Source organism: Nocardiopsis sp. NPDC055551, from assembly GCF_053619415.1.
This window is the reverse complement of record NZ_JBSHJJ010000008.1, coordinates 156652-183044: the sequence shown is the minus strand read 5'-3', so window position 1 is coordinate 183044 and position 26393 is coordinate 156652. Positions and strand designations below refer to the sequence as shown.

The window sequence follows — 26393 nt, the reverse complement described above, 5'->3', positions numbered from 1 at the left end:
TACGGGTGGGGTCGTGCGGGTCCCCGGCGCGCGGATTCCTCAGTGACCGAAGACGCCGGCGCCGGACTCGGCCGGGCCGACCGCTGCGCGCAGAGCCGCGAAGAGCTCACGCCCGGTGCCCACCGAGGAGTCGACGGAGGGACGAGCGTCCTCCCTGCCCTCCAGGTCGGTCAGGACCTCCAGTGTGCCGTTCACCGCGTCCAGCCGGATGAGGTCGCCGTCCTGGATCCTGGCCAACGGACCGCCCGCCTCCGCCTCCGGGGACACGTGGATGGCGGCCGGCACCTTCCCGGAGGCCCCGGACATACGCCCGTCGGTCACCAAGGCCACCTTCTGGCCCCGGTCCTGTAGGACCCCGAGCGGCGGGGTGAGCTTGTGCAACTCGGGCATTCCGTTGGCACGCGGCCCCTGGAAGCGCACCACCGCGACGAAGTCACCGGTCAACTCTCCCGCGGTGAAGGCCTTCTGCAGTTCGGCCTGGTCGGCGAAGACCTTGGCGGGGGCCTCGATCACGCGCCGTTCGGGGTCGACGGCCGACACCTTGATGACGGCACGGCCGAGGTTGCCGGAGAGCATGCGCAGACCGCCGTCGGGGGCGAAGGGGTCGCCCGCGCCGCGCAGTACCGTCTTGTCGGCGCTGTCCTTCGGCCCGTCCACCCAGGTCAGACCGTTCTCGTCCAGGCGGGGCACCTGACGGTAGCGGTCCAGTCCCGGGCCGACGATGGTGTGCACGTCCTCGTGGAGCAGACCGGCGTCGAGGAGGCTCCCGATGAGGAAGGCCATGCCGCCCACCTCGTGGAACCGGTTCACGTCCGCGGCACCGTTGGGGTACATGCGGGTGAGCAGCGGCACCACCTCGGACAGGTCCGCGAAGTCGTCCCAGGTGAGCCGGATACCGGCGGCGCGGGCGATCGCCACCAGGTGCAGCGTGTGGTTGCTGGAGCCGCCGGTGGCCAGCAGCGCGACCACCGCGTTGACGATGGCCTTCTCGTCGACCTGCTCACCGAGCGGGGTGTGCTCCTCCCCCAACGCGGTGTGGCCGAGTACGCGGCGCCCGGCCTCCTTGGTCAGGGCCTCGCGGAGCGGGGTTCCCGGCTGCTCGAAGCTGGCGCCTGGCAGGTGCAGGCCCATGACCTCCATGAGCATCTGGTTGGAGTTGGCGGTGCCGTAGAAGGTGCAGGTGCCGGGTGAGTGGTAGGCGGCGGACTCGGCCTGGAGCAGCTCCTTGCGCCCGATCTGTCCCTCGGCGAACTTCTGTCGGACCCGCGCCTTCTCCTGGTTCGGCAGCCCCGAGGCCATGGGGCCGGCCGGCACGAAGGCCACCGGAAGGTGCCCGAAGGACAGTGCGCCGATGAGCAGGCCGGGCACGATCTTGTCGCACACACCGAGCATGAGCGCCCCGTCGAACATGTCGTGCGACAGCGCCACGCCGGTGGCCATCGCGATCACGTCGCGGCTGAAGAGGGACAGTTCCATGCCCTCACGGCCCTGGGTGATGCCGTCGCACATGGCGGGGACACCACCCGCGAACTGGGCGACGCCGCCGGCCTCGGACACCGCGGCCTTGATGATCGCGGGGTAGGACTCCAGGGGCTGGTGCGCGGACAACATGTCGTTGTAGGCGGAGACGATCGCCAGGTTGGGGGTGACGTCCCCGGAAAGGGCGAGCTTGTCGCCCACACCGCAGGCGGCGAACCCGTGGGCGAGGTTGGCGCAACCCATCGAGGAACGGGCCGGCCCCTTGCTCACGGCCTCACGGATCCGTTCCAGGTAGGCCGATCGGGTGTCGACGCTGCGGTCGGCGAGGCGGCGGGTCACCTCTGCGACGACAGGGTGGAGGTCGGGGTGCGCGGTCATCGGGCTCTCTCCTCTTCGTGCCACGTACGGCCGGTGCGGCCGATGAGCCGGTCGGCGCCCGCGGGGCCGGCGCTTCCGGCGGGGTAGGGCTCAGGGGCGACACCGAGGTCGTCCCAGGCCTGGATGATCGGGTCCACCCATCGCCATGCGGCCTCGACCTCGTCGCGGCGCATGAAGAGGGTGGAGTCCCCGGCCAACACGTCCATCAGCAGCCGCTCGTATGCCTCGGGTGAGCGGGTGGCGAAGGTGTCGGCGAAACTGAGTTCGAGCGGGACCGGCCGCAACCTCAGCGCTCCGGCGCCGGGTGTCTTGGCCAGCATGGTCAGGTGGATGCCCTCGTCCGGCTGGAGTCGGATGACGAGGGAGCCGGCGTCGCTGGGCGTACCGGCGCCGGGGAAGATCGTGTGCGGCACGTCCCGGAACCGGATCACGATCTCCGAGTCGGCGTTCGCCATGCGTTTGCCGGTGCGCAGGTAGAAGGGGACGCCCGCCCACCGCCAGTTCGCCACCTCGGCGCGCAGGGCCACGTAGGTCTCGGTGTCACTGGTCGGCGGCCCGCCCGCCTCGTCCAGGTAGCCGAGGACCTCTTCTCCCTGGACCTCTCCGCGGGTGTACTGCCCGCGCACGATGTGCCGGGCGACCTGGTCCCCCGCCACGGGTTTGAGGGACTGCAGGACCTTGAGCTTCTCGTCGCGGACGGCGTCGCGGTCGTAGCTGGACGGCGGTTCCATCGCGGTCAGGCAGAGCAGCTGCAGCAGGTGGTTCTGGACCATGTCGCGCATGGCACCGGAGGAGTCGTAGTAGCCCCTACGGCCGCCGACGCCGACGGTCTCGGCCACGGTGATCTGCACGTGGTCGATCCAGCGAGAGTTCCATAGGGGTTCGAGGAAGACGTTGGCGAACCGCAGCACGAGCAGGTTCTGCACGGTCTCCTTCCCCAGGTAGTGGTCGATCCGGTAGATGCGGGACTCGTCGAACACCGCTCCCACCTCGTCATTGACGACCTGTGAGGAGACCAGGTCGCGGCCCAGCGGCTTCTCCATGACCACTCGGGATTCCGGGGTGACCAGGTCGGCGTCGCGCAGGCCATGGCAGATGGCGCCGGAGATCATCGGCGGCACCGCGAGGTAGAAGACCCGGTCCCGGCCGGAGGTGAGCGCCTCGGTCAGACGCGTCCAGCCCGAGGGGTCTCCGCCGACGTCCACCGTGACGTGCCGGAGACGCCCCAGGAAGCGGCGCAGGACCTCGGGTTCGACCACCTGGACGGCGTTGTGGCCACGTACCGCGGAGGCCGCCTTGTCGCGCAGGTCGGCGTCGGTCAGTCCGTCCTTGGAGACGGCGATGACGCGTGTCCCCTCGTCCAGGTGACCGTCACGGTCCAGGAGGTAGAGGGAGGGAAGGAGTTTGCGCATCGACAGATCGCCGGTTCCGCCGAAGACCACCAGGTCGGTGGGGTGGCGGGGCACGGGCTGCTGCATTCGGTCGGCTCCTGCGAGAGGGAGGGAGGAGAGGTGTGATCGGGGGGTGCCGGGGCGCGGGTCCGAGGACTTCCGGTGCGGGGTCCGGAACGTCGTGGCCGGGGGGACCAACGACCCTGTTTCGACCTTAATCCCACTATGGTAAAAAACCAATCACACTTCAGAACAATAATTTACATAAGCACACGGTCTTCACGGCGACCGACCTGGTGAATGGTTCAATGAGGCATGGCCAGAACCCCAGGACGCCTGTCCTCCACCGCGACCAGCGGCCACATCCTGGAGATGATCCGTACGGGAAGCGCCACCAGCAGGTCGGAGATCGCCCGAGCGACCGGCCTCTCGCGCCCGTCCGTCGCCCTGCGGATCACCGAGCTGATCGAGAACGGCCTGGTCACGGAGGGCACCCGCGCCGCCTCCAGTGGTGGCCGGCCACCCACGTTGCTGGAGTTCAACGCCTCCCACGGCCTGGTGTTGACCGGGGCCTTGGGCATGGTCCGCAGCCAGGCCGCCGTGTGCGATCTGGACGGTCGGGTGCTGGTCCGCACGCCGGGCTCGCCCGACATGGAACAGGGACCCGACGCAACCGTGCCCTGGCTACTGGACACATGGAGCGAACAGATCGCGTCCCTCGAACGCTCCCCCGACGACGTCCACGGCGTGGGGATCGGCCTGCCCGGAACCGTGGAGTTCCACGCGGGTCGGGCGGATGATCGGCCCGTCCTGGGCAAGTGGGCCGGCGTGGCCCTGGCCCCGCTCGTGGCCGAACGCTTCCCGGTCCCGGTCATGGTGGACAACGACGTGAACGTGATGGCCCTGGGTGAGCACATCTCGGGCGGCCACGGCCACACCGACGACATGATGTTCGTGAAGGTCTCCACGGGGATCGGCGCGGGGCTGATCTCCGGTGGCAACCTACTGCGCGGGGCCCTCGGCGCGGCCGGGGAGCTCGGGCACATCCCCGTGCGCGACGGTGGCGGCCTGCCGTGCCGCTGCGGCAACACCGACTGCCTGGAGGCGGTGATCGGTGGCCGACGCCTGCTGACCCTCGCGGCGCGGGAAGGGCGGGCGGTCGCGGGACTGCCGGAGCTGGTGACGCTGGCCCAGGACGGGGATCCGGTGGCCGTGACCCTGGTACGCGACGCGGGGCGACGGCTGGGTGAGGCCCTCGCGGGGGCGGTCAACCTACTGAACCCGGAGGTGATCGTGCTCGGCGGCGACCTCTCTGGGGCCTACGACCACCTGGTCGCGGGGGTGCGCGAGGTGGTCTTCCAACAGTGCACCGCGCTGTCCACTCGCCGTTTGCGGATAGTTCCGAGCACCCTGTGGGACGACGCCGGGGTTCGCGGATGCGCGGCGATGGTCACCGAGGAGGTCCTCTCCCCCGACGCCGTGAACAAGCTGCTCGCGGGTTAGGCGGAGGGTTCAGGGCCTCCGCCGGCGCTTCGGCCCGTCCTGAACCGGTCCCCGGATGTCACGGATCGGCTCGGGTCGACTCATGGACGGCCCCGGCCGGGAGCACGGGCGGGCTCACGACCTGGAGGGCGGGGCGATTATCCACAGCCTGTGGACGGTCGTGTTCGACCACGAACTCCCGGGTAAGTGATGGGCGAGGGCGATTCGACACCGATCCCCACCGGCCTCCCTGATCTGCGGGGGCGTCTATTTTCGTGTGCCCGGCATGTCATGACACTTGACAAGATGTACCGAACTACCGAATAGTCACGCACCCGAGCACCTCCCCGCACGCCCCCACCTCCGCAACCCCTGCCCCGTGCGGCCCCGTCCGGAAAGGCCTCCCGTGGACATTCTTGAGAACCCCGCCGTGCTCGTCTTGTTGGGTGCCGGCATCAGCCTGGTCACGAGCGCCGTCGTCACGGCCCTGCACGCCAGACAGATCCGCCGAGCCGAGCTCCGGTCCGGCACCCGCAACTCCGCCCGTAGTCTCACCAGCGCGTTCATCGCCGAACGTGACGGCGACGGCGACAAGACCGAGTTCCTGCGCGACGCCGAGCTCACCGTCATGTCGATGACCGACCGCAAGACGCGTGAACGGCTCGCCGCCGTCGTCCGGCTACTGCGCGAACACGAACTGCCAGAGGTCGAACAACTCAGTGGCGTCGGCTCCGGTACCGCCAAGCGGGTCCTGTGCGACCACGCTCTGGACGTCCTCGGCGCCCACCTGCGAGCGGACCGCCTCCCAGAGATCCCCTCCGCGATGCGCAAGATGCTGAGCGTGGAGGAAGAGGCCCTGAGCATCCACTCCGGGGAGACGCCCAAGCCCGCCGCGCCGATCGAGAAGAGCTCCGTCACCGCGCGTCCCCGGCACACCGGAAGCGCGCCCGCCAAGAGCACCCCGGCCCGTAAGACGACCACCAAGACGACCAAGGGTGGCACCAAGCCCTCCGGCAAGACCAGCGGACGCACCGCCACACCGGCGAGCCCTGAGAAGGAAAGCGCGTTCTGGGACGACTGACCCCGGTTCGTCACGGGACACGCGACTCCACGCACCCCGATCGGGAGCGTTCTCCAGGCGGAACCGCATCATTGCGCGCACGCCCACCGGGACGCTCCGAACCGATGTTCCCACGGCGGGTCAGAAGTGATTCTTGCGGTCACACGTGAGAAAGTCGGGCAGGAAAACCTCCGTGGACTTCCATCCGACGAAGGAACTTGTGCGGCGCAATTGTGGTCAGGAACCGCGCGCGTGGACAACCCGAACGCGCACTCTGCGAGAACTTCACCTAGGATCACTGCCACGCGCGGGTTCTGGTGTCTTAGCCGCCCCCTGCCCATCGGTGCCGCACCCTCTTCCACGGGTGCCACATCTTCCCTCGATGACTTTTCGGCCCGGATTCCGGACATCCCGCGCGCATCCCCTGCGCGACCTCCGCCATTCCTCGGATCCGGACGCGAGACCCGCTCGGGTCGGTGTCCGTCCGTTGGCACGTCCAGCCGTCCGAACTCACCGAGATTGTCACGATGCCCGCTGACGAGAACTCCGCCGATTCCGGCGCGGACCAGACACCAGACGAGATCCCGGAGAACGATCCCGTGTCCGAGGACCGGAGAGACTCCGAGGAACAAGACGGTCCCGGGGGACCCGAGACCGTGGCCGAGGAGCCTCGCGCCGAGGATCCGAACGAGGCACCGGAAGAGGCAACGGACGGAGCGTCGGCACCGGACGGTGTGAGTACGCCTGATGGTGAGAGCGCTCCGGCGCCCGTCGTCGACGACGTCGACGAGTCCGTGGCGGCCACGGAGAAGTCCGGTGAGGACGCTTCGCGGGACCGGACCGAGGACGACACCACTCCGGATGACGAGGGTGCCGAGAGCTCCGAGACGGAACCGTCCGAAGGCGCCGAGGAAGTGACCGCCCAGGCCACCTCGAACGTCACCGGGGCGAGCCCCGAGAGCGCACCCGAGACGGACGGCGAGGCAGGCGGCGAGGAACAAGGCGCCACCGGAGCCGGTGATGAGTCCGCCGCCACCGCCACGGCCACCGTGGCGACCGGCAAGAAGGGGCACCGCCGTCTGCGCCGCGTCGTCCTGTGGACCGCGGCCTCGGTCGCGATCCTCCTGTGTCTGGGCGCCGCCACCGCCTACGGCTACTACCACTCACTGCGTTCGGAGATGACGCAGCACGACATCGGTTCGGTACTCAGCGAGGAGGACCGACCGGACAAGATCAGCGACGCGGTCAACATCCTCTTCATCGGATCCGATGGATACGAGGAGGACAGTCCCGCCTACACGGAGGAGTTCGAGGGCGAACGCTCCGATTCCCTGATGCTCGCGCACATCTCGCCGGACAAACGCGTGTCGGTGATCAGTTTCCCGCGCGACTCCCTGGTGCAGCTTCCCGAATGCGACGCCTACGCCAAGACCGAGGGCACCTACGGCTACTTCGGCATGATCAACGCCGCGATGTACCACGGTGGCCCGCCCTGTGTCGTGCGGACCATCGAGTCGCTCACCGACATTCGGGTCGACCACTTCGTCCACCTGAGCTTCGCGAGCTTCCGAGACGTGGTGGACGCCATCGGTGGGGTGGACATGTGCATCCCCGAGCCCATGCGGGACGAGCGGTCCAAGCTCGACATCGAAGCCGGTCAGCAGACCCTCCGCGGGGAGGAGGCCCTGTCCTTCGTCCGGGCCCGCTACGACATCGGCGACGGTGGGGACATCGGCCGCATCGACCGACAACAGATGTTCATGGCGGCGCTCGCCGACCAGGTGACCAGCAGCGACGTGCTGGCCAGCCCGCGCAAGCTCAACGGGGTCCTGCAGGCGGTGGCCCAACACAGCGCCACCGACCGTGAGCTCTCGCTCGATCGCATGTTGTCCATCGCGGTCACCATGGCCGACGTGGACTTGTCCGACATCGAGTTCCACACCGTGCCCTGGTACCAGGCTCCGTACGACCCCAACCGGGTCATGTGGAACCAGGAGGACGCCGAGGAACTGTTCCGGGCCGTGCGCGAGGACCGTCCTCTGCCGGAACTGCTCGCCGCCGATGACGCTTCGGTCCCGCAAGAGCCGCCGACGTCCTCTCCGACCCCGGTGGACCGGTCGGTCGTGGAGAACGGCGAGGCGCTGGAGGAAGAGGGTGTGGGCGAGGAGGACGCGACGGGATCGCCGTCCGCCCGTCCGGGCGAGGGCCGTGACGCCACGTCCAACCCGTGTGAGGACGGGCTCGGGTTCGGTACCGGCGAGGACGACTGGTAGCGGTCACACGAATCGACCTCGACGTGGAGGGCTCCGCCGTGAACGGCGGGGCCCTTCGGCGTTCACGGGTTCGGTGGGGTCGAGGGGGCCGGTCGGGTCCGGGAAGGACCGCGGGTTCAGGGAGGACCACGGGTTCGGGGAGGACCACGGGTTAGGGGAAGGGCACCGGATCGGAACGCCCCATGGCCGGAGCCGACCGCGCCCTATGTGCGGCACCCGATGCGCGGCGGGAGAACGGGGCGCCGGGGTCCGCCCCGACGCCCCGAACGCTCTCGGAACCCCTGTGTCGTCCTCTCTCCCCGGACCGGAGCGGGCGGTCCGGGTGAGGACTCGGCGCGCCCCCGGCCTCCTGGGCCGGGGCACACCGCGCACCTCGGGCGGCGAGAGCCGACCCGTGCCCACCGGCGGATTCCGGGGAACCCTCACAGTTCAACCCGATGGCCGATCGACGGAGGCGGTCACGCGTATCGCCCAAGGTGGTGCGCCCACCGCTGTGGGTGGGCGCACGTTCGGAATCAGCTCAGGCCCAACCCCAGGTCCGCGGCGGAACCCTCGGCCACGGGCAGTTCGTCGGTGGAGACGGGCAACTGGTCGGTGCCGACCTGGGGCTCTCCCAACTGAGGCAGACCCTGGACGTCGACGAGGTCGCCGCCGGGGGTCTGCGGCAGCAGATCGCCCACCAGGTCCGTGGCACCGCTCTGCGGCAGGGTCCCGGCCGAGTCGCCCACGGGGAGCGGCAGTTCGAGTTCGGCGGCGGTGTCGGTGACGGGCTCGGTGGCCTGGTTCAGCGCCCCTGCGTCCACGCCGTCGACCACATCGGTGGCGGCCAGGTCCTCGGATCCGCTCATCGGGAGGGTCTCGGCGACGTCCGCGGGCAACAGGGTGGTGACTCCGCCGGTCAGGTCGGCGTTCTCACCCGCGTCGAGCCCGACGGGGTCGCTCATGGGGACGGTCCCACCGACCCGGTCGAGGTCGACCTCGTCGAGGCCGACCAGGTGCGCGTCGGTCTCCTGCACCCCGGTCTTGACCCGGCTCCCCAACTCACCCGCGGTGTCCTCGACGACGGAGGCGTGGTGCCCCAGGTCGAGGGGCGACTCGGAGTGGTTCAGCGGGAGGGTCTGTCCGCCACCGCTCAGGGGGAGGGCGTCGAGCAGCCCCGTACCCCCCAACAGCCCGGAGAGGGGGTCGACGGCACCGCCGACCGGGGAGGCCCCGGCCGCGTCGGTCAGCGGCAGGGTCTCGGTGGCTCCGTCCAGACCGAGCGGGCCGAGTTCGGCGGCGTTCTCCTCGCCGGTCTCGATCGGGGTTTCGGCGGAGACACCGTCACCGACGACGTGTCCGACGGTGTCGGTGGGGGTTCCGGACTGGTGCTGGACATCGGGCTGGGCGGAGATCTCGCCGGGCTGGACCTGGACCAGGTCACCGACGGGGGTACCGACGCCTTCGGTCAGGGCGGTGGGGACCTGGTTTCCCAGGTCTCCCAGGGGGAGGCCGTCCGTGACACCGCCGAGCGTGTCGGCCCCCGCGATCCCGGCGCCGAGGGCGACGAATCCGGCGGTGCCGGCCGCCAACAGCATGGCCTGGGCGGAGGAGCGGGCGGTGTGGAACATGTGTGTCCTTCCAGAGTGGTTCTCGTGTCGGTTCATTCGGGTGCGGCGGGGCGATGTCACGCCCCGTCACGGTGGCCCGTCTCCCTGGCCGGGGGATCGGGGCCGGAAGGCTTGTTCCGGCGGTCGAACCATCGCGCCCATGGAAGGGGCGGGGTCGGTTCTTGCCGGATTCAGTCGGTCGGTCTGGCGGACCACCGGCTGACGTGAACCTCGCAGGAGGTGCGGGGCTCACGTCAGCCCCCAGACGCGTGGCTGGGAAGGGTGTGCCGGGAGAAGGCCGATCGCGCGCGGTGGGACGCCGAAGGAATGAGGAGCGTGTGGAAACGCTCGGGGCGTGGCGGCGCGGTGGACCTGTGGGGGTCCGTTAGTCCGGGGAGAAGGTGGACTCGTCCGTGGGTTCGACGGGCGCCGAACGCAGGACGTGTCGGGCGGCCTCGAACAGGCCGGGGGCGGGTGCCGGAGCGGCCGCGGTGGCGAGGTAGCCGGCGACGGCGTGCGCGGTCGCGGTGCCGCCGGTGGCGGTGGGCGCCGTGGCGGGCGCGGCACCGCCGGCGGAGGAGGCGTCGAGGACGTCCGGACCCAGGACATCACTCTCGTCGTCGGAGTCCGCCACATCGGTCGCCTGGACCGGGTCGGGGACGGCCCGTTCGTGAGGAGGCGGGGCATCGAGGCGCGCCATGGTCTCTTCGACCTCGGGCTCTTCGGGGTTCTGCCCCGTCTCGGTGGTCACGCCGGTCTCATCGGGGCCGTCCGTGTCCTGGGACTCGGGGTGGTCGACCTGACCGGTGACCGGGGCGAGCGTCTCGGGAAGCCCACCCGGTTCGGGCAGCGAGGCCGAACGCACGGCCTCGTGAACGTGCGGCACCGGATCCGGGGTCTTGGCCTGGAGCGCTTGTGCGGCCTCCGAGGCACCGCCGACCGCTCGGGTCGCGTGGCCCCCTACCTCGGCGACGGTGTCACCGACCGGGCCGAGTCCCTCCGCCCGTTCCACGACGGCGCCCGTCGAGGGCAGCGCGGGTTCGGAGAGGGAGAGTTCCTCGGCGTGTGCCGGAGCGGAGGAGAGCCATACGGTGAACAGGATCGCGGTGACCAACCCCGCGAGCAGCAGGACCCTGCGGAGTGGTTCCGGCCACACGGCGGGACCGACGCCGGTGGCGCCGACCGTACCGTGGTATCCAGACACCGAGGTTTCCTTCCGCCGTACCGTGGGTCCTCCCCGAGGCGATGCCCGGGTCCCGACAGCCTGTGGGGTTCATGTGAATGGCACCGGAAACATCGTGTTCCAGATGCTCGACTCCAGGTCAGAGAGGGCTTGCCGCGCTGACTGACCGCGACGTTAGCATGAATTACCCAACCGTCGTCCGCGTTTTCGAAGTAATTTATCCGCCCCACAGACAGGCTTCAGAGCAGCCAGATGTGGCAAAACGGGAAAAAACCAACGACAATTCGAGTATTAGCCCTCAACCCCTCAACGGCTCTGCGGAGGTTGAACCACACATGACCGAGATCCCCCAGAGCCACCGGTTGTCCCCCAAGCCCCTGGGCGAACTCCTCGCGGAGATGCGTTCCGGGGCACGAACAGGACCATCCGCCCAGGGACGAGTGCATTCCCTGCTCCAGGCGGTGCTGACCATCGGTGGTGATCTGGACCTGGCCACCGTGCTGCGCAGGCTGACAGAGGCCGCCGCACAGCTGACGAAGGCCAGGTACGCCGGACTCGGAGTGATCGGCGAGGACGGCAACTTCACCGAGTTCATTCCCGTGGGGCTGAGCCGGGAGCACGTCGAACGGATCAGTCGCTTCCCTCATGGCAGGGGCGTGCTGAGCGCGCCCCTGTACGACCGCGCCGCGCTGCGCCTGTCCGATCTGCGCGACCACCCGGAGTTCGGCGGGTTCCCCGAGGGGCACCCCGGCATGTCGAGTTTCCTCGGGGTGCCGATCCAGGTCCGCGACGAGGTGTTCGGCAACCTCTACCTGACGGAGAAGGAGAACGGCGAGGAGTTCGACGAGGAGGACGAGGCGATAGTCACCGCGCTGGCCACCGCCGCCGGCGTCGCCATCGAGAACGCCCGCCTGTACGAGGAGACCCGGCTGCGCGAACGCTGGCTGGGCGCCTCCAGCGAGATCACCACGCGATTGCTCTCGGGCGCGGACACCAACCAGGTGCTGACCTACATGGCGGCCCAGGCCAGGGAGATCAGCGGGGCGGACACGGCGGTGGTGATGCTGCCCGACCCGCACGCGCGCGATCACCTCTTCGCGGAGTTCGCGGATGGTCCGGTCGCCCAGGAGATCCTGGGGACGCCGGTCGAGATCCACGACTCCGTCTGTGGGTGGGTGTACGAGTCCGGGGAGGCCGTCACCATTCCCGATCTACGGCAGGCCAAATGCCCGATGCTGACGCACCGCGGGTACGGTCCCGGGTTGTTGGTGCCGTTGGGCACCCCGGGGAACACCCGAGGCGTGTTGTTGCTCGGCAAGCTCCTCGAACGGGCTCCGTTCGACGCCAACATCCGCCGGATGTTGCATTCGTTCTCCGCGCAGGCGGGGGTCGCCCTGGAGTTGGCGGACGCCCGCCGCGACACCGAGCGGATCGTGGTGTTGGAGGAGCGCGACCGGATCGCCAAGGACCTGCACGACGTGGTGATCCAGCGATTGTTCGCCTCGGCGATGACCCTGATGAGCACGGTCCGGCTGATCGATTCCGCCGAGGCCGAGGAACGGGTCCAGCTCACCATCGACGAGCTGGACGGCACCATCAGGGAGATCCGCTCCACCATCTTCGACCTGCAGAACCCACCGAGTCGGCAGGACACGTCGTTGCGCGGTCGGATCCTGCGACTGGCGGAGAACACCGCGCACAGTCTCGGTTGTCATCCGGGGGTGGGTCTGGACGGGCCGATCGACGCGTCGGTCCCCGAGGACGTGGGCGAGCAACTCCTGGCGGTGCTCGGGGAAGGGTTGACCAACGTGGCCCGACACGCCCAGGCCTCGGAGGTACACGTGTCCGTGGTCGTGGAGGAGAGGGCGGTCACCGGCCGTTCGACCACCCTGGCGTTGAGCGTGACGGACAACGGGATCGGGTTGCCGGAGACGGGTCGCCGCAGCGGGCTGCGCAACATGAAGGAGCGGGCCCTGGCCCTGGGCGGGGAGTTCGAGGCCAGGCGCGGTGAGGTCTCCGGAACCGTGCTGACCTGGAAGGTCCCGGTTCCCGATCCGGCTCCGGAACCGCATCTCGACCTGTACTGAACCGGACACCCTTCCGGGTTCGGAAGGGTTGTCCACAGGCCGGAGATCGGGGCTTGGCAGTCGATCCCCGGTCGTGTTCAGTGGAAGGTGGGGGCACCGGAAGACCATCCGGTCCCTCCCCCGTCCCCGCTCGGCGGGAGGTCACCGTTGCCCACCTCGACCCGACCATCGGTCCCTCACCGCCTCGACCCCGATACCGCTACCGCCGGTGGACCGCACACCGGTAGCGCGCTGCCGGGCCGAGGACGGAACCGGGTCGATCGGAGCCGGGTCGTCCCGAGCCTTCGAAGACGGTGACGGGGGTCGGGGTGCGACCACCCGGACCGGCGCCGATCCCGGTCCCCCGACCTGAAGCTCCAGGTCATGCCTTGGACCGATCGACGCGTGAACACCCGACACCCCGGAGGAGGTTCCAGCAGAGCGACCAGGACCGATGTTCGGAACCGCCGTCGACACCGATTCGAGGAACGACGGGAACAGCGAAGAACGGTGCGGAAAACGGTCCTCAGGTAATCGAGCCGGGTGACCACCGACGCGACCGTTCCGGTCTCGATACGGCCGGGGTGCGTCGATGCGATCACCACAAGGGAGATTGGCCATGCCGCCGAGCCCGAACACGTACCCGGCGACCTCCTTGGAGGTGGACAGGTACCTCGCGACGACCCTCTGCCCACCCGGCGTCACCGCGTTCAGCGCGAGACCGGACGCGTACCGCGACGCCACGGCCGCACTGGTCACGGCCCACGAAGGTTCGAGCCGCCGTTCCGCCGGGGTCCGCACCACGAACGGCACCGCGGGGGTGCCCGCACGAGGGAATCGCGCCGAGGTCCGGATCATGAGGTCGCCTCGGGGGACGTCCACCGGTGGGGCCGCCAAAGGCGGGCCGGAAAGAGTCCCACCCGGCCGGTTCGTGTCGACGCGCACCCGCCCATCGAGGTCGGGGGCGCGAAGGCACGACGGCTCGCCGCGTCCGAGGGTCAGAGCCGCCAAGGGGTCTCCAGGTGCGCGAACGTCACCGGCGAGACCCTGTGCCCGACCCACGAGAAGACCACCCCGGGTGACCCGAGCGAGAGGCCGGCTCGGCGTTCCGACGAGCGTCCCGATCGCGCGACGGCTCTGTTCGGGCGCCGGTCGATCCCTGCGACGAGCGGCCCCCAGGAGGAACGGCGATGCGTACGGAACCCAGGGGATCCGGACATGTGACCACCGGAGATCGACGATCCGACATGGACGGTCGCCGGGAAGGCCCATCTCGGAGCGGGGAGAGGGCGGCCAGGGGGCGGTGTCCCCCTGGAAGCCGTCGCCGGTCGGTTCGATGGCGGTCGAGAGGACGTCGACCACGACCACCTCGGTGGAGACGCCCTCGGGTGCCGGTCCATCGAGGATGCCCGGTTCGGATCGTCCGGGATCCACCTCGCGCGCCGCGGTGGGGGGCGCGGCGCCGTGCCCGTTCCGACTGCCTGTTCGCGCGGTCGCGGGCCGAAGGAGGGTGCCCACGGGCTCGGGCGGGTTCGGCTCGCGTGGGCCGGTCGGTGCGCCTCGGGCGCCACCAACAGGATGGTCCGCTCCGGCGGGTCGATGGTGCCGTCGGCTGTCGGGCACGTGGTCGGCCGGAGCGGTGACGGGCCGGCCCATGAGGGGCGTCACCAACGCGGGAGCATGGCTTCAGGCGGCTCGTGCGGCACGAATGAAACTCTGATCCGTTCGTTTCGTCACCGCCACCTGAAACGCTCCATGCATGCCAGGGGCGACGAAACAGCGCCTACGCAATGTGCTCGACGTATCACGATAGTGACGAAACAACGCAACGAAAACGCGTTCGAGGCCACCGTCGAAACGGAGAGGGAGGAGGTGGGCCCAGCTCTCCGCAGGGGTGCGAGGGGCTACTTCGAGGGCCTATCGGGGTGAGGCCCGGTCAGGGGCGGCGGTCGAGACCGGACCAAGGCTCCGACTTCGCAGATCCGGGTTCGCAGGTCTCGGAAAGGGGGCCGGACGAACCATCGGAGCGGACGGTGAGCAACCGGATCCCGTGTGCGGCGACCAGAGCGCAGACCACGGCGGTCACCGCGCCGGGAACGCCGCCGGCGTAGGTCTCCCCCATGAACGCCACACCCACGACCGCCGCCGCCACCGGATTGGCGAGCGTGGTGATGCCGAGCGGCGCGCCCAGATCCATACCCTGGTAGGCGGCTTGGGCCAGGAAGAGCCCGAAGACCGCGATCACCGGGGTGGCCAGGGTCGCGGGGTGGACGAACGCGGTGACCCCGAAGTCTCCGAAGGCCCACACGGCGGTCTTCACCGCGGCCGAGGAGACCCCGAACGCGACCCCGGCGGCCCCGGCCAGCAGATAGCTTCGCCAGGCCATCGAAGGAATCCTGCCCGCCAACCAGGCGACGGCGGAGATCAGCAGGACCGTGCCCGCCCCGACGAGTACGGAGTCCGATTCCGACATCACCCCGCCCACGTCCCCGGTGACGGTGACCGCGAGCAGGACGCCCAGGGCCACCATCGTGAAGGCGGCCCCACGCCATTCCGCCGAGCTCACCCGCCGGTGCTCCAGCCGGGCCGACCAGGGGATACCGAAGACCAGGACGAGCACGCCGAGGGGTTGCACCACGGTGAGCGGGGCGAAACCGACCGCCGCCACCTGGAACCCGGCACGACCTCCGTTGAAGACCAGTGACACCCACCAGAGCGGGTGCCGCAGCAACAGACCGAACTGCCGTCCTCCTGTGAGCGGCGCGGAGAGCCGGACCGCGAGCCTGCGTTGGGCCACGGCGGCGACCGTGTACGCGACACAGGAGAGCACACCGAACGTGACCCCGAGCCACATGCCGTAGGAGAGCAGCGTCATGTGCACCATTTTCCCGGTATGGGGCGAAGCGCGGCAACCGGACGGCTGAGAGGTGGTGAAGGTGGTGGGAGGGCACGCCGAGGCGCGCGAAGAGCGAAGCTCCCCATACGTCCGCGGTAGGCCGAACACATCGGGCGAGGACAGGCCGACTCTCACCCTGTGGACGACCGGTCCGTGGCCCGAAGGCCGAACCGGTCGGTGGCTCGGTGACTCTGTGGCTCTGTGGCTCGGCCGATCAGCCGCCGGCGAGCAGGGCGCGGTCGATGACGGTGCCCTCAACGTCCGATCGTCCGACGTTCTCCGAGTGGAGGGGATCGTCTTCGACACCGGTGGCGGCGAAGTAGCGGCCCGAAGCCGGGAGGAACGCCATCACGGTGGCCACCACGACCGCCGCCACGTACACGACGGTGTGGACGACCCGGAGCGCCAACGCGGCACCCGGGCCCTCATAACCGAGGCCGGCGAACACACCCAGGCCGGACAGCACCCCCAGCCCCATGGACGCCAGCACGCTCGCCAGACCCACACCGGTCATCAACACCACGAGCGTCACCCTGGACCAGTGGTGTCCCCTGGCGAACCAGACGACCAACAGGGCGGAGAAGGTGTAGAGCAGCCCGCGGACCGACAGGGCGAGCCACGGCACCGCGGCGCCCTCCGCCAGCCCGGGCGCCACCGCGAGGGAGGTCTCGATGATGCCCGCCGCGATCGCCGACGCCCACAGGAACGTGGACCAACGCACCGGGCTCGGAAGGGTTCTGTCCATACGACCGAGTCTTTCGGGTACCGTCCTCGGATTCCATAGTGGTGATACCACCACCACGCGTGGTGCCCACTCCCCCACCGCGTCCGAACGCCACGTCACATCGCGTCCACACGCTTCAGGCTCCGTCCGCCCGCTCCACCGGTACCGTCCCTCGATAGAGCGACGACACCACCGTCTCGATGTCGGGTTCGCGCAGGGTCAGGTCGACCACCTCGTGCTCCCCGGCCACCTCGGCGATCACCCTGGCGGGGTTGTCCCGCAGCTCCAACCACTGCCTGGGCCCCTCTACCCGTACGGTATGGGCCCCGGGAACCTCGATCCTCGGCGCCGGAGCCGCCAGGTCGACCACCAGGACCCGCGGTACCGGCACGGTCGCGCGCAGTTCGGGAAGGCCGCCGTCGAAGGCCAACCGACCGTGGTCGATCACCATCACCCGGTCGCACAGACGCTCCACGTCACCCAGGTCGTGCGTGGTGATGAGGATGGTGGTGCCCCGCTCGGCGTTGGTCCGCAGCAGGAACTCGCGGATGGTCGACTTGCTCACCACGTCCAGCCCGATGGTCGGTTCGTCCAGGACCAGCAGCCGTGGAGCGTGCAGGAGGGCGGCGGTGAGGTCGCCCCTCATGCGCTGGCCCAGGCTGAGTTGTCGGACCGGCGTGTCCAGGAAGGGGCCGAGTTCGAGGAGTTCGGTGAGCTCCGCCAGTCGTTCCGCGTGCTCGCGTTCCGGTACCCGGTACAGGTGCCGGGTCAGGGACAGGCTGTCGCGCAGGGGAAGGTCCCACCACAGGGTGGTGCGCTGTCCGAACACCACCCCGATCTCCGCGGCCAACCGGGTGCGTCGGCGGGCCGGTTCCAGGCCCGCCACCCGAACGGTCCCCGAGGTGGGGGTGAGGATGCCGGTGAGCATCTTCATGGTGCTGGACTTCCCGGCGCCGTTGGGACCGAGGTATCCGACGATCTCCCCGGCCCGGACCGTGAAGGTGACGTCGCCGACCGCGCTGACCCGGCGGCGGGTCCGGCGCAGGAACAGGCCTTCGGACAGGACGAAGTCACGTCCCAGACCGACCACCTCGATGATCGGTTCTCCGGGTGCCTCACGGTGGAGGGTCTCGTTCGGGGTCATCTCTCAGCTCCCGGTGGATCGGTAGTGACGCAGCCCGAACCGCCAGGTGAGGGCGGCGCAGACACAGAGGAGGACCGCGACGACCGGCCCGAGGTAACGCAGCTGCTCGGGCATTCCGAGGGGGTCGGGGCGGTCGAGGACGAGCAGTGCCGGCTGCCAACTGATGAAGGCCAGCGGCACCACGTAGGTGACCGAGCGGACGATCTCCTGCCCGTAGATCGCGATCGGGTATTCGGTGAGGGCCTGCCCTCCGTAGGTGAGTGAGTTGGCGGCCTCACGCGCACCGGCGATGAAGAACTGCAGGCATCCGGTGATCACCCAGATCGCGGCGCAGATCAGCGTGCCGGAGAGCACCATCAGGACCAGCAGTCCCACCTTGGCCACGGACCACTCGACGTCGACCTCGGACAGGGCGACCCCCAGGATCGCCAGGGCCGGGACGACCTTGCCCAACCGTCGCGGTGAGAACTCGTCCGCGGCCACCTGGACCAGTGGGGACACCGGCCGGATGAGCATGGTGTCCAGGGTCCCCGATCGGATGTGGGTTCCCAGGCGTTCCACCGAACCCGCGAACATGTCCGCGGTCCCGAAGGCGCTCGAAGCCAGCCCGAACACCAACAACCCCTCCATCACGCTGAATCCGGCTAGGGTGCCGGCGTGGCCGAACAGGATCACCACGGCGCCGACCTGGGTGAGGACGCTGACCGTGACGGCCAAGGACATGAGCACGAGGGAGAGCGGATACTGCGCGAAGGCCCGAACCCACAGCCAGGCCAGCCGCCGGTAGTCGGCGAACGGCCGTAGGAGTGTCGTGGCGGTGTACCGGACCCGACCGGTCCGCCCACCTCCGGGCTCGGACCACCCGTCCCCGGGGATTCCGGCGCGGCCCTTGGTGTCAGCCACCCTGGATCACCACCCTGCGCGTGGCCGTGGCGGTGATCCAGGCCCCCAGACCGAGCAGCACCGCCGCCCACAGCGCCTGGAGGGCCAGACCGCTCAGAATTCCACCCCCGGGCAGTGACTCCTTGCCGAGCAGGATCTCGGCGGGGATCTGCACCATCGACGCCCACGGCAGCAGCCGTAGAACGTCTCCGATCGCCGGTGGGAACAGGGGCAGCGGCAGGATCATCCCCGCGAGGATCGGCCCGACCAGCCCGGCGACCGCCCACACTCCACGGCTGTCCAACATCCAGAACCCGCAGAGCGAGTACAGGTAGCGCAGGGCGAAGCCGACCAGTGCGGCGAGGACCACCGAGGTCAGGAACGCGAGCGCGCCCGTGATCTCGTAGGGCAGCACCGTGTCGAACAGGACCACGCCGACCAGGAAGGTCGGCACCCCGCGGAAGAGGAAACCGCAGGTGGATCGGCCCAGGTCCTCTGACAGGCACCACCCCTGGAGGGAGATCGGGCGGAGCAGGTCGTTGGCGACCTCACCCGTGCGGATGCGCTCGGCGAGGTCGAGTGAGGGACCGGTGTGGACGATCATGGTGACCGTGATGAGCATCTGCCCGACGAACACCTGGGTGACGGCGTCGGAGGCGTCGTACCCATTGATCTGTGGGCGCGCGGAGAACACCGCGAGCAGGACCATCGCGTTGATGGCGCCGAAGACCGAGTTGGTGATGAAGCCGGCGACGAGCGCGGCACGGTGGGTCGAATGGCGGCGTAGCCCTCGGGCGTACACCGCGAAGTGGACACGCATGGGCGCGACTCCCCTTGACGGCTGAAGAACGTGCAATCGGCACGTCCCTGGGCCAGGGGGCCAGGTCCGGGTCGCCTAGAGGAAGCGACGTTAGCACAACGGGTAACGCCCCCACCCATGATTTCGGGAGGTCCGGAAACGGTGGGGCGCGTGGATTCTCGTCGACGTACCGAGGTCAGCCGCGGCCCGCGAAGGGCATCTCCCGGGCCATCACCGTCAGGGTGGGCACGTTGACGTCCAACGGCAGGGACACGATGTGCGCGATGGTGTCGGCGACGTGCGCGGCGTCGATGGTGGGTTCGGGGCGCACCGAACCGTCGGCCTGGCGGGCGTTGGCACCGAACTCCGCCGTCATCGCGGTGGCGGCGTTGCCGATGTCGATCTGGGTGCACGCGATGCCGTGACCACGCAGGTCCAGGTTCATGGAGGCGGTGAGTCCGCTGATGGCGTGCTTGCTCACGGTGTACGCCACGCTCGACGGCCGGGGCACCCGCGCCGAGATGGACCCGTTGTTGATGATCCGGCCGCCCCGGGGTACTTGATCGCGCATGAGCAACGCGGCCTCTCGGGCGCAGTACAGCGCCCCCGTGACGTTGGTGTCCAGGACCTCCCGCCAGTCCTCGTCGGTGACCTCGTCCACCGACGCCGCGGGCCCGAACACACCGGCGTTGTTGAACAGCACGTCCACGCGACCGTGTCGTTCGCGCACCGCCCGGAACAACGACCGCACCGAGTCGGGCGAGGTCACGTCGGTCTCCACGACGATCGCCCCGGGACGGCCCTCGGCGGTCTCCGCCAAGGTGGTGGCACGACGGCCCGCCAGGACCACCGAATGACCTTCGTCGAGGAGGCGTCGCGCGGTGACGCGGCCGATCCCCGCGCCGGCCCCGGTGATCACGATGACCTTGTGGTCGCCCCTGTGGTCGCCGGCATCGGCCCTGGTTTCGCTCATGCCCGTCCCTCGCTCCCGTTCCGCGTGCTCGATCCGCGTTCTCAGTGTTCTCGGTCCGCGGAACGGGAGGTTATCGGCCCCGGGGCACACCCTCTCCTCAGGCCCCCTCGGCGCACTCGAAGAACCACGCCACGGCCACCGCGCCCGGGTCGAGCACGTCCTGCGCGCGTTCGCCCAGGTAGCTGGCTCGTCCTCGGCGCGCGATCATCCCACCGGTGGAGTCCGCGCCCGCGCGGGCGGCTCGCGCCGCGTCCGACACCGCCTCCCGCCAGCCGACCGTGGAGGTCTCGGTGAGCGCGTCGGTCGCCGGCGCCATCGCGTCCACCATGGTCTTGTGCCCCACTTCGGCCTTGCCGAGCCTGCGCACCGCCCCGGTGGCCCTGCCGAAGGCCGCGCCCAACTCCGGCACGTCCCAGGGCGCGGAGGGTCCCGAACCGAGCCGACCGAACCACAGCCCGAACAGCGGACCACTGGTTCCACCGGAGGCGAGGAAGGCGTCGGACACGGTCTGGAACACCTGGGCCGGGTGGTCGCCATCGATCCCCGCCAACCCCTCCCGGCCCCGCTTGAGCGCGGAGGAGATGTTCCATCCGAAGTCGCCGTCACCGGCCTTCCGATCGAGTTCGGTGAGCTCGTCGGCGTCGGCGATCACCCGTTCGGCGAACGCGAGCAGCCACGTCCTGGTCTCCGCGCCGGTCAGGTCGGCCGCGTTCCCGTCACCCGTCATGTCCACCACTCCCGTCACCACACCAGCGCCGGGGTACGCACCGGCGCGTCCCAGAACTTCACCAGGTCGTCGCTCAAAGCCGTGAGCGTGATCGACAACCCCTTCATGTCCAACGACGTCACGTACGGGCCGACCAGGGAGCGGGCGACACCGATCCCCCGCCCGTCCAGGACCCGTCGGGTCTCGCGGGCCGCCACTCCGAGTTCGAGTCCGTGGGTGGCGCCCAGTCCGTTGACGATCGCCAGGACCGAGTCGCCACGGCGCAGCCCCACCGACTCCACCAGGGGCGTCACCAGGCTCTCCACGAGTTCCGCGGCACCGGTGGTCGGTCTGGTCTCGATGCCGCGTTCACCGTGGATGCCCACGCCGAACTCCATCTCTTCGGGCTCCAGGTCGAAGGAGCGCCGTCCGGTCATCGGGTTGGTGCACGCCTCGAACGAGACACCGAGCGTCGCCGACCGCGCCACCACCTGCCGGCCCAGTTCCCGCACCTCGACGACGGGGGCACCCGCCTCGGCCGCCGCTCCGCAGATCTTCTCGACCGCGACCACGGCGGCGGTTCCGCGCCGGCCGGGTCCTCCCTCGTCCTCCTTCTGCGTGGCCAGGTCGTCATCGACCAGCACCTGTTCGACCCGGTGCGTCTCGGAGAGGAGTTCGGCGGCGATGGAGAAGTTCAAGACGTCGCCGGTGTAGTTCTTGATCACCATGACCGTTCCCTCACCGGTGTCGGCGGCCTGGATCGCCGCGCGCACCTGAAGGGCCGTGGGACTGGCGAAGACGTCCCCCGGCACGGCCGCGTCGAGCATGCCCTGGCCGACGAAGCCGGTGTGCAGGGGTTCGTGCCCGGAACCACCGCCCGACACCAGCGCGACCTTGCCCGTGGCGGGCACGCGCCGGGTGACGAACAGTGGATCGGTGTGCACGTCGACCAGGCCGCCGTGGGCTTCGACGAGCCCCTCCAACGCCTGTTCGACGAGGGTCTCGCGCTCGTTCATGAAGAACCGGCTCATGCCGCCTCCCGGATCGTCGAGGTTCTGGCGGGGCACCGCGCCGTGGGCCTGACGGGGCGCCCCGCCCACACGACCTACCCGCTTTCGACGGCTCCCCACTCCGAGGCCCTCCCGTCGGTCGGATCCGATCGTGGCCGACCGACCTACCGTGGCGGCCCCGATCCGGCCGGTCGGCCGGCCTGCCGACCGATGCGCCGGCCCCCTCCCCGGATGGAGACTGAGGTCCGCCGGCAGCACCCGGCCCGGGAACACATCGATCGAGATCGACCGAGAGAGGACATGTCGACATGTCGGCACCGACGGACGGTTCCACCGGTTCCGTGATTGCGCCGAGGGCGGCGCGCAAACTCGCCCCCGACTTGGCGCGCGGCGTCATGCTGCTGCTCATCGCCATGGCCTACGCCGGTGTGTACTCCGGGGTCGGATTCGGTGTGGACGTGTCCTGCGAACCCGTCCAGGACCGGATCGCCGCCCTGTTCACCACGCTGTTCCTGGACAACCGTTCCTTCCCGATGTTCGCCATCCTGTTCGGCTACGGGATGGCCTGGATGGTCTCCCGGCAGCGCGCCAAGGGCACCTCCGACCAGGAGGTCCGCGGGCTGCTGCGACGACGGGGCTTCTTCCTGCTGTTGTTCGGCGCCGTGCACGCCTTCCTCGTCTTCCCCGGCGAGATCCTCACGTCCTACGGTCTGGCGGCGCTGGTCACCGGTTGGCTGCTGCTGCGTTCCGACAAGGCGATCGTGCGGGCGGCGGTGGTGTTCGCCGTGTTCTACGCGATCACCGTGCCGGTCGCGATGGTCGGGATGAGCGTGGGCAGCGCGACGCAGGGACCGGAGGGGTACGCGCTGCCCGGATACCTGACCGTCGAGGACTGGATCGGCCGCGTGGTGGGGCTGCCCTTCGGCCCGGTGTTCATCGCCTTCGCGTACCCGCTGCTGCTCTTGGTGGTCCTGGGCTACCGGGCGGGCCGCTCCGGGCTGTTGGACGACCCGGCCGCGCACAAGGGGCTGCTCACCAAGATCGCGGTGATCGGTATCGGCGTGTCGGTGCTCAGTGCGGTGCCCTCCGCCCTGACCGCCGTGGGCGTGCTCTCCCCGGACGTGATCACCGAGGGGTTGTACATGGCCCTCCAGGTGCTCACCGGGGTACTGGGCGGCGCCGGTTACGCGGCCCTGTTCGCCTTGTGGAGCATCAGGCTGGACCGGACCCAAGGCCCACTGACCATGTCCGTCGCCGCCATGGGCAAGCGTTCGCTCACCTTCTATCTCCTGAACTCGGTCCTGGTCGCCGTGGCCCTGCACACCCAGTTGGTGGGATTGGGCGACGCGGTGGGCGCCGCGGGGGCTCTCGTGGTGGCCGCGCTGGCGTGGTCGGTGAGCCTGCTGGTGGCCGCCTTCCTGGAATCGCGCGACCACCCGGGCCCCCTCGACCAGTTGATGCGGCGCTGCGTGTACGGAGGGCGTCGGGCACGTCGCCTCGCCGTCGAGAAGGGTAAGTCCTCCTAGGGGATCAGGTGGCCGCCAAGGCTGCGAGCCGCGCCGCGGGGCATGACGGCGTTCATCCGTGACCGGTCGGGGCCGTGGCGGGGACCCGATCGGTCGGGGCCCCGCCACGTCGCCTCACGGCCGAAGGTCGGGCCGTCCTGGCGCGGATCGGTCACTCGGTGCTTCCGCCACCGTCTTCGGTGCCGCTGCCGCCACCGGAGCCTTCCCCGCCTTCGGTACCGGTGTCTCCACCTTCGGTGCCGGTGTCACCCTCGGAGCCGCTACCGTCACCGGATCCACCGCCCTCTTCACCGCCTTCGGTACCGGTATCTCCACCTTCGGTGCCGGTATCGCCCTCGGAGCCGCTACCGTCACCGGATCCACCGCCCTCCTCGGACCCACTGCCCTCTTCACCGCCGGAGCCTTCGCCACCGCCGGAGCCTTCCTCGGAGCCGCTCTCCTCGGCCGGGAGCTGACCGCGGACCGCCCCGTCCGGGTAGTCGGCGGTGTGCGTGTCAACGTAGAAGTTCTCGGGACTCTCCTCGATCTGGGCGACGGTGAAGCCCTCACCGGTGTCCGTGCCCGCTTCCGCGTCCTCCTCACCGGTGGTGAAGGGTCCCTGCACGCAGCCGGAGCCGACCAAGGTGCCGTCACCCTGGTCCTGTGGGTCGGGGAAGACCACACGCGGCGGACCGAACTCGCCTTCGGCCGCCTCATGAAGGTGGGTCGCGGTCTCGGCCGAGCTCTCGAAGGGTTCGGTGACGCCGGAGAACTCGATGTCGTAGCAGATGATCTCCTCATCGCTGTTGAGCCGCAGTCCGAAGGTCCCGGTCGCGCCCTCCTCGCCGTCGACCGGCTGGTTCTCGGCGTCCACGACCATGTCCGGGGTCGCGTCGACCGTGAACTCGCTGGTGAACGTCTCGGGCTCTTGGACCTCCTGCTCGCCGCCCCCTTCGGAGCCCTCGGTCTCCTCCGTTCCGCCCGTCCCCTCGGTCGCCTCGGCCTGGCCCGTCGGCTCCATCCCCTCGGTCTGCTCCGCGTGCGCGACCGTCGACTGCGTCGCGGCCAGTAGACCCGCGGCGGCCGCGGCCATCGTCACGGTCATCCGACCCACCGTCATCCTCATGTCCGCTTCCCCTCATTCGGCGAAATGTGCACGGACCCTCCTTTATGCAACGGAACTCGCTCCCACATTCACTCTGAGTCATCAACTCTCGGCAAAAACACCACATCTCCGCATCGCGGAACTGGCGTTCGGCCCGCTTCGTACCCTCGAACCGCGGGAACGTGTTCCCCAGAACCCCGCGCCACGGGCGGTCATCGGAACGTGGTGGGACGCGGTCCGGTATCCCGCACCCGAGTGACGAGAGGGACATCTTGACGGCAGATCTCGACCAGGCATGGCGGGCCTTGGAGTCCGGTGACGTGGGCTCCGCGGTGAACTCACTACGCGGCCGGGCGGACGACCTCCGCCCGGCCGACGTCGGGCGCTTCGTGGGCGCGGTCGGGCGCGCGGCGAACCTCCCCGACCTCAGCACGGCGGCGGAGGCACTCGTCGAACGGCCGGACACCCCGCAGGCCTGCTACGACTTCGGTTACGCGTGTCTGGAGGCGGGCCTGCCGCACCTTGCGGTCCCCGCGCTGCGAACGGGCCGGGTGAACGCGCCGGAGGCCGTCCCGATCCTGTGGGAACTCACCTCGGCCCTGGAGGACCTGGAGCGCCACGAGGACGCCGCACGCGAGCTACGGGCCTGGGACGGCCCACTTCCGGACTGGCCCGGCGGATACCTCCTGGCGTACAACACGTTGTGCTCCGGCGACATCGACGCCGCGCGCGAGCTCCTCGACCGTCTCTCCACCCCCGAGGACGAGTCCTGGGACCTGGCCCATCACCGGATCGCCCTCATGGTGGAGAGGGCCGAGGCGGCCCGGGAGGCCGGCCCCATGGACCACCGTGATCTGCGTGGATGGCATTTCGCGCTGACGGGCGCTGTCTTGGGCCAGGTCTCTCCGTATGGTTTCGACGAGGGGATGACCGGACGCTTCGCCTATCTCGGCGACGGCTACGAGAGCTGCCGCACCGGAATCGCCGATCTCGCCGCGGTCCTCACCGCCGGCGGTCGCGTTCCCGACGCGGTGATGCCCTTGCCGGACCGTTCCAGCCTCATCCTCGGGCTCGCCACCGCACGGCTGCTCGACCTACCCGTGGTCCCCATCGAACCGGAACGATCCGACGCCCTGGTGGTGGCCTACGACCTCACCGACACCGACATGGAACTTCGTCGGGCCCTCGTTCCTCGTTCGCCCGGCCAGGTCCTGTTCGAGCACGCTTCCTGCTGGACCGACCCACCCGGTGTAGCCGCCGACGTGGTCTCGGTGCTGCACCAGACCGTGAACCCTCCCTGGGACGAGAGCCTGCGCGTCGTGGACGGCGACCTCGACCGGAAACCGGTCGACGAGCGTCCCGAGGAGGAGATCGCCGAGGAGATCGTCGCGGCCGAACCGCAGGAGAGCGACCCCGAGGTGGTGTCCTTCACCGAGGCGGTGGCACGGAGGTGGGCGGACGGCCCGAGGCTGCCCTCGATGACCTCCGGACCGGTGCGCAGCTCCAAGTTCGCCTGAGTTCCCGACCCGACCCGGCAGGTCGGGTCGGTGGATAGGGCCGGCAGGTCGTCGTGGCATCGGATCGAAGCGCCTTGGGCCACCGTCGATCGACCGTCCGGGCGGGCCATGTGTCTCGATTCTCCGGCCCTGGAACGCCATGACCTGCGATGTCGATTCGAGGTCGATTCGAGTTGTCCACAGCTTCCGGGGCGAAGGCCCGGGAAACCCGAATCTATGGGTAAATGGAAC

At 69.7% G+C, this 26393-nt stretch carries 19 protein-coding genes; 6 read left to right on the top strand and 13 right to left on the bottom strand.

What is annotated here, in order from left to right; genetic code table 11:
• Positions 1 to 39: 39 nt before the first annotated feature.
• Both edd and zwf read right to left on the bottom strand, forming a co-directional pair.
• On the bottom strand, positions 40 to 1857 hold the full coding sequence (gene edd, locus ACWGSK_RS16420) for a phosphogluconate dehydratase (protein ID WP_358508461.1): 1818 nt from the start codon (positions 1855 to 1857) through the stop codon (positions 40 to 42).
• Positions 1854 to 3335 carry a glucose-6-phosphate dehydrogenase gene (zwf, locus tag ACWGSK_RS16415; RefSeq protein WP_358508463.1) on the bottom strand — a complete coding sequence of 494 codons (1482 nt, stop codon included), beginning with the start codon at positions 3333 to 3335 and terminating at the stop codon, positions 1854 to 1856. The genes edd and zwf overlap by 4 nt, the downstream gene beginning before the upstream one ends.
• Before the next feature lie 228 nt (positions 3336 to 3563).
• Between zwf and ACWGSK_RS16410 the strand changes: the two genes are divergently transcribed.
• The 3 genes from ACWGSK_RS16410 (at position 3564) to ACWGSK_RS16400 (ending at position 8063) form a co-directional block, all read left to right on the top strand.
• Positions 3564 to 4751, top strand: a complete 1188-nt coding sequence (locus tag ACWGSK_RS16410; protein ID WP_358508465.1) for an ROK family transcriptional regulator — start codon at positions 3564 to 3566, stop codon at positions 4749 to 4751.
• A gap of 385 nt (positions 4752 to 5136) precedes the next feature.
• Positions 5137 to 5811 (top strand): hypothetical protein, encoded by a 675-nt coding sequence (locus tag ACWGSK_RS16405; RefSeq protein ID WP_358508467.1) that lies wholly within the window; start codon positions 5137 to 5139, stop codon positions 5809 to 5811.
• Positions 5812 to 6317: 506 nt separating this feature from the next.
• The gene (locus ACWGSK_RS16400; protein WP_358508469.1) at positions 6318 to 8063 is read left to right on the top strand and encodes an LCP family glycopolymer transferase; all 1746 of its coding nucleotides are present in this window, start codon (positions 6318 to 6320) and stop codon (positions 8061 to 8063) included.
• A 515-nt stretch (positions 8064 to 8578) separates the two neighbouring features.
• On the opposite strand, the gene ACWGSK_RS16395 is transcribed toward ACWGSK_RS16400, so the two are convergent.
• Both ACWGSK_RS16395 and ACWGSK_RS16390 read right to left on the bottom strand, forming a co-directional pair.
• Positions 8579 to 9673: a hypothetical protein gene (locus tag ACWGSK_RS16395; RefSeq protein ID WP_358508471.1), complete on the bottom strand. Its 1095-nt coding sequence runs from the start codon at positions 9671 to 9673 to the stop codon at positions 8579 to 8581.
• 364 nt (positions 9674 to 10037) lie between these two features.
• Positions 10038 to 10856, bottom strand: a complete 819-nt coding sequence (locus ACWGSK_RS16390) for a hypothetical protein (protein WP_358508473.1) — start codon at positions 10854 to 10856, stop codon at positions 10038 to 10040.
• A 314-nt stretch (positions 10857 to 11170) separates the two neighbouring features.
• Here ACWGSK_RS16390 and ACWGSK_RS16385 point away from each other — a divergent pair, with 314 nt between their 5' ends.
• On the top strand, positions 11171 to 12922 hold the full coding sequence (locus ACWGSK_RS16385; protein ID WP_452456145.1) for a sensor histidine kinase: 1752 nt from the start codon (positions 11171 to 11173) through the stop codon (positions 12920 to 12922).
• 1915 nt (positions 12923 to 14837) lie between these two features.
• Here the strand turns inward: ACWGSK_RS16385 and ACWGSK_RS16380 are convergent.
• From ACWGSK_RS16380 to ACWGSK_RS16345, 8 genes are all read right to left on the bottom strand, one after another.
• Entirely contained in the window at positions 14838 to 15776 is a 939-nt protein-coding gene (locus tag ACWGSK_RS16380) for a DMT family transporter (protein ID WP_358508477.1), read from the bottom strand.
• Between the two features lie 235 nt (positions 15777 to 16011).
• Positions 16012 to 16542 (bottom strand): hypothetical protein, encoded by a 531-nt coding sequence (locus ACWGSK_RS16375; protein ID WP_452456144.1) that lies wholly within the window; start codon positions 16540 to 16542, stop codon positions 16012 to 16014.
• 115 nt (positions 16543 to 16657) lie between these two features.
• Positions 16658 to 17665, bottom strand: a complete 1008-nt coding sequence (locus ACWGSK_RS16370) for an ABC transporter ATP-binding protein (RefSeq protein ID WP_452456143.1) — start codon at positions 17663 to 17665, stop codon at positions 16658 to 16660.
• Positions 17666 to 17668: 3 nt separating this feature from the next.
• Entirely contained in the window at positions 17669 to 18568 is a 900-nt protein-coding gene (locus ACWGSK_RS16365) for an ABC transporter permease (protein ID WP_452456142.1), read from the bottom strand.
• Positions 18561 to 19367 carry an ABC transporter permease gene (locus tag ACWGSK_RS16360; RefSeq protein WP_452456141.1) on the bottom strand — a complete coding sequence of 269 codons (807 nt, stop codon included), beginning with the start codon at positions 19365 to 19367 and terminating at the stop codon, positions 18561 to 18563. The genes ACWGSK_RS16365 and ACWGSK_RS16360 overlap by 8 nt, the downstream gene beginning before the upstream one ends.
• A gap of 175 nt (positions 19368 to 19542) precedes the next feature.
• A complete protein-coding gene (locus ACWGSK_RS16355; protein WP_452456140.1) occupies positions 19543 to 20319 on the bottom strand; it encodes an SDR family oxidoreductase in 777 nt (258 codons plus the stop codon).
• 97 nt (positions 20320 to 20416) lie between these two features.
• Positions 20417 to 21046: a DAK2 domain-containing protein gene (locus tag ACWGSK_RS16350; RefSeq protein WP_452456139.1), complete on the bottom strand. Its 630-nt coding sequence runs from the start codon at positions 21044 to 21046 to the stop codon at positions 20417 to 20419.
• A 14-nt stretch (positions 21047 to 21060) separates the two neighbouring features.
• On the bottom strand, positions 21061 to 22056 hold the full coding sequence (locus ACWGSK_RS16345; protein WP_358508489.1) for a dihydroxyacetone kinase subunit DhaK: 996 nt from the start codon (positions 22054 to 22056) through the stop codon (positions 21061 to 21063).
• Positions 22057 to 22343: 287 nt separating this feature from the next.
• Between ACWGSK_RS16345 and ACWGSK_RS16340 the strand changes: the two genes are divergently transcribed.
• Positions 22344 to 23561: a DUF418 domain-containing protein gene (locus tag ACWGSK_RS16340; RefSeq protein ID WP_452456138.1), complete on the top strand. Its 1218-nt coding sequence runs from the start codon at positions 22344 to 22346 to the stop codon at positions 23559 to 23561.
• 151 nt (positions 23562 to 23712) lie between these two features.
• Here the strand turns inward: ACWGSK_RS16340 and ACWGSK_RS16335 are convergent, their stop codons facing one another.
• Positions 23713 to 24666, bottom strand: coding sequence for a CHRD domain-containing protein (locus tag ACWGSK_RS16335; RefSeq protein ID WP_452456137.1), 954 nt, complete (start codon positions 24664 to 24666; stop codon positions 23713 to 23715).
• 251 nt (positions 24667 to 24917) lie between these two features.
• Here ACWGSK_RS16335 and ACWGSK_RS16330 point away from each other — a divergent pair, with 251 nt between their 5' ends.
• Entirely contained in the window at positions 24918 to 26162 is a 1245-nt protein-coding gene (locus tag ACWGSK_RS16330; RefSeq protein WP_452456136.1) for a hypothetical protein, read from the top strand.
• The last annotated feature ends 231 nt before the right edge of the window (positions 26163 to 26393 follow it).